This is a genomic window from Blautia sp. ZXY-1-C6, from assembly GCF_056339875.1.
The window spans coordinates 1-4,693 of record NZ_JBWJVQ010000103.1 but is presented as its reverse complement, the minus strand read 5'-3'; the positions used below and the strand labels follow the sequence as shown (position 1 = coordinate 4,693).

The window sequence follows — 4,693 nt, the reverse complement described above, 5'->3', positions numbered from 1 at the left end:
GCCGGTATTTAATTATGCAGTTGCGTATGATACCCATAATCAGGAACCATTATTTTATGAAAAATATCCAGGAAGTCTGAATGATATCTCCCAGCTTCAGTTCATGCTGGATAAAGCATCCGGATATGGTTATAAGAAGATCGGATTCATTCTGGACAGGGGATGTTTCAGCTGCGAGAATATACAATATATGGATAAATGTGGGTATAGTTTTGTTATCATGGTGAAAGGGATGTCTGCCCTTGTGAATGAACTGATCCTGGAAAATAAAGGGACATTTGAAAATAAGCGGGTAAACAATATCTATGAATATGGAGTTTACGGAAAGACAATACGGCACAAACTGTATGCAAGTGATAAAAAAGAGCGTTATTTTCATCTGTATCATAGTATTTCCAAAGAAAGCGCAGAACGGATAGAGATTGAAAACCGGATCAACCAGATGACGCAGTATCTGAAAAAGTACCAGAATAAAGTAAAGGAATTCGGTCCTGGATTTGAGAAGTATTTTAACCTTCATTATGATAAAAAGAGCCAAACTTTTATACTACCGGAAGAACGGTGCAGTGTGGTAGAAAGAGAGCTGGATCTGGCAGGATATTTTTGTATCGTTACATCGGAAAAGATGAGTGCGAAGGAAGCAATCGAACTGTATAAGAGCAGGGATGTATCGGAGAAACTATTCCGCGGAGACAAATCATATCTGGGGAATAAGAGCATCCGGGTGTATTCAGAAGAATCAGCAGGAGCGAAGATATTTGTTGAATTTGCAGCCATGATAATGCGCTGCAAGATGTATATAAAACTAAAAGAAGAAATGAAAAAACTGGATAAGAAACTGAACTATATGACTGTACCGGCGGCAATAAAAGAGCTGGAAAAAATAGAAATGGTACGTCAGTTAGACAATATATACCGTCTGGATCATGCAGTAACAGCGAACCAGAAAGTAATATTGAAAGCCTTTGGACTGGATGTGAATAGTATAAAATACTTTGCGTCAGAGCTGAGTAAGGAACTGAAAGAAGCAGAATAAGGAAGGAAAATAAAGATGGCAAGAACAAGAAAAACAAGTAAGGAAGCATTGGAAGAAAAGATTAAAAAAGCAGAGGCTGATGTGATCGCAGCGAAGAAAAGTATGACCAGGCAACAGCAAATCTGAAAGAACTGTTAGATAAGCGGGATGCCATAAGAAAAGAAGAGATCCTGTCAGCAGTTGTAAAAAGTGGGCGGTCATATGAGGAGATCATGAACTTTTTAAATGCAGGATCAGATGGAGAAAAGACGGAAAAATAGAATTATTTTGAAGCACAGATATAGGGACTCTCGATTTAGGCGGAAAAAGACTGGAAGTTCACATTTCTTCGCCGTACAAAATGTTTTTCCACCCGATGGGGTTTCAGTTTAACTTGATCTGTGATATAATCTTTAATGGATTGGACGATATTTTTACAAATATTAGTTCGATTCATATGGCATACCTCCTACGTATTGGAATAGATAAATATTTCGCTGGTAACGTAATATTGCTTAATCTATAAACCACATATTTAGGAGGATATGTCAAGATATTTATATAAAAAAATCCAGAATATAAGCCCAGAATCGTTGGATTTTCAGCATTCTGGGCTTAAGTTGACCACATTGGGGTCAGACCCCATGAAATACCTTATCGGAAAGATGGTGCAATACAGGTAGAAATCTGTAAAAAACGGGATGAGATATGGGCATGGTTTGAATGCCCGCACTGCGGGATGCGCTACCGCAGGTCAAATCCAGGACAGAGTTTTGAGGAATACCTGAAAAATCCATGTATTTCTAATAGAAGTTTTATACATGAACAACATTTGAAAGAATATCTTTCCAATCCTGGATTGTCATTGAATGCGATTGCTGATATGCTGGGCGTCGGAGCCAATACCGTAGGACAGTATGCCAAAAAGAATGGGATTGATGTAAAGGAAAGGCGTAAAGCGAGTTATTATTCTTGTGGTGTTAACAAGAGCGAGGGGAAAACAGCTTACTATCAGCGGCGTGTTCAGGAAGAATTGCAAAAGACACCTGTAATGTCCTGCCGGGATCTGAAAGAGCGGGTCCCAGGGGCTTATGAATGGTTGATTCGTAAAGACCCGGAATGGATTCATACCAGGCTAGTTCATGAATTTAATAAGCCGAGGAATGAATGGGGAGAAGCTGCCCTCGTAGAACTAAAGGCGGCATATGCAGAAATACAGTCATCAGGGGATAAGCGGAAACGCATCAATATCAGTTGGTTGGCAAGGGCAGCCGGGATAAATAGGGATGATATATACGGCAGGCTGCGTTACCTGCCAGAAATGCAGAAGTTCTTTGATGAAGTCTGCGAAACACAGGAAGAATGGATTCGGCGGCGGTATATAGAAATCGCCCTTGAAAAGAAAAAAGCCGGAGGAAAGGAGTTTACATATGATGACGTAAAGAGAAAAGTTCAGATTAAAAGAGATTCTTATGAGAAAAACAGGAATTTGATAGAAAATTTGATAATGGAACTAAATGATACTTTATTTATTGACAGAGCTTGGTAGACTCAAAGTTGATTTGTTTTTAAAGCGTGATTAGAGGAATGAAAAAGAGAAAGCAAAGGCAACGTTGGTTTGATAAATAAAGTATATGTGAAAGGAAGTACAAGATGGGAGTAGATATGGAAAGTAACAGAGAAAAAATGGTCTCCGAGCATAAGGTTTCAGAAACGTTTGGTGGCTATATCCGTCAAATCACATTTAATAATGGAGAAAACTTTGAGGTTTCACCTTCTGATATAGTTGTGTTTGTAGGTCCTAATAATGTTGGTAAAAGCCAGACGTTAAAGGATATCTATCAATTGTGTGAGAGCTCGAATAATAATAGCGTAGTAGTTTCGAGCATAAAGATTGAAAAGGAAGATTCCTCTTTGCAGTCCTATCTTGAAAAGTTTTCTAATGTTCAGGTTAATGGACCAAACAAGTATTATACAGGACTTTCCTACAGTATATATAGTGGAATAGTAGATTCTTGGAAATCAAATGAAACATATGGTGAACTCCGAAATTTTCTTATTGGGTATTTGACTACATTGAATCGATTGACAATATGTGAGCCGGCTCCTAATATACGTCGCGATGAAACTTACCAGAGTCCGATTCATTATGCTGCATTTAATGAGAAGTATAAGAAAAAGTTGTCACATGATTTTGAAAGAGCATTCGAGAAGCACATAATTCCTAACCAGTTGTTTGGATCTGTTATACCTTTGGCTATAGGGGATGATGTTAAAATCGAAAGCGATAAAGAATCAGCGTCATCAATGATTTATTCATATGCGGAAAAGTTAGCATCATATCCGCAAGTTCAAAATCAAGGAGATGGGATAAAAAGCTTTGTTGGTATTATGCTGTATTTAATGATTGACCATTATAGGACATTTTTAATTGATGAACCGGAATCTTTTCTTCATCCACCACAGGCCAAAATAATGGGAGAAATCATAGGTCAAACATTATCGGAGCATCAACAGGTTTTTATTTCAACTCACTCGGAAGAAATAGTCAAAGGTTTGCTTGAAGTATGTCCTGAACGGGTAAAGATGATTCGCATTACCAGAACAGGGAATGTAAATAATTTTTCTATTCTTGGGAATGAAAACTTCAAAAAAATATGGGGAGATCCGCTATTGAGACATTCGAATATAATGGCAAGCCTTTTTCACAAAACTGTCGTGCTTTGTGAAAGTGATTCTGACTGTAGATTATATTCAATAATTGATAGTTATTTGAAGCAAAAAGAAGGACATTTTTCCGAAACAATGTTTATACATTGTGGAGGAAAGCAACGCATGGCTAAGATAGTTTTTTCATTAAAAGAGCTAAATATTGATGTGAAGTTAGTTCCAGATTTAGATGTTCTTAATGATGAAACCATATTTAAAACAATAACGAATTCTTTTGGGATATCATGGGAGGCGTTAGAGAAGGACTATAGAATTCTCATCTCAAATCTGGGGAATGGAAGAAGTATAAAGAGGGAAGAAGCCAGAGCAGCCATTGAGGCTATACTAAATAAAAACAGGAATGATGTACTGTCTAATAAAGAAAGTAAAGATATACAAGAAGTGGTAAAAACAAAAAGTATATGGTCTGATTTGAAAAAGTCAGGTGTAAGAGGATTTCCACACGGAGATGCTGCTTTAGCGTTTGAGAAAATGAACTCAATTTTAAAGGAAAATGGAATTTATGTTGTACCTGTAGGAGAACTCGAATCTTTTATTCCAACCGTAGGTGGGCATGGGCCTAATTGGGTTAATTCAGTACTGGAGACTTATCCAGATTTAGAGAATTCAATTTATAATGAAATCAAAGAGTTTATACAAAGTATGGCACTGTAGGATTACAGTTACTTATAATTAGGGTATTTGAATAATAAGCAAAATAGACAGGATGCAAAAGCCGTGAAAGCTAATGCATCCTTTTTTGCGCTAAAAATGAGAAGGAGGTAATGCCTTTGATTGTGATAGAGATATAATTGTCAAACTTTTTTATTTGTAACAGACTTTTAAATGTCAAATTTTTTTATGAAAGGACAGGAGTAAACAAGAGATGAATATGCGATTAAAAAAGGTTCTGGATGACATTCAGAAAACTGAAAACAAGATTCTGGAACTGCAGGAGCATGTAAGGTA

3 protein-coding genes are annotated in these 4,693 nt (G+C 37.0%); all 3 read left to right on the top strand.

What is annotated here, in order from left to right:
• The coding region (locus AC075J_RS03890) for an IS1634 family transposase (RefSeq protein WP_476390033.1) at positions 1-1,036 on the top strand (1,036 nt) is incomplete at its 5' end.
• 607 nt (positions 1,037-1,643) lie between these two features.
• Complete coding sequence (locus AC075J_RS03885) at positions 1,644-2,564, top strand: TnsD family Tn7-like transposition protein (RefSeq protein ID WP_476390034.1); 921 nt, start codon at positions 1,644-1,646, stop codon at positions 2,562-2,564.
• A 104-nt stretch (positions 2,565-2,668) separates the two neighbouring features.
• Positions 2,669-4,399: an ATP-dependent nuclease gene (locus AC075J_RS03880; protein ID WP_243099556.1), complete on the top strand. Its 1,731-nt coding sequence runs from the start codon at positions 2,669-2,671 to the stop codon at positions 4,397-4,399.
• Positions 4,400-4,693 lie beyond the last annotated feature (294 nt).

Excerpts from the sequence above, each read along its gene's own strand:
- AC075J_RS03880 (WP_243099556.1), top strand. The coding sequence starts at position 2,669 with ATGGGAGTAGATATGGAAAGTAACAGAGAAAAAATGGTCTCCGAGCAT.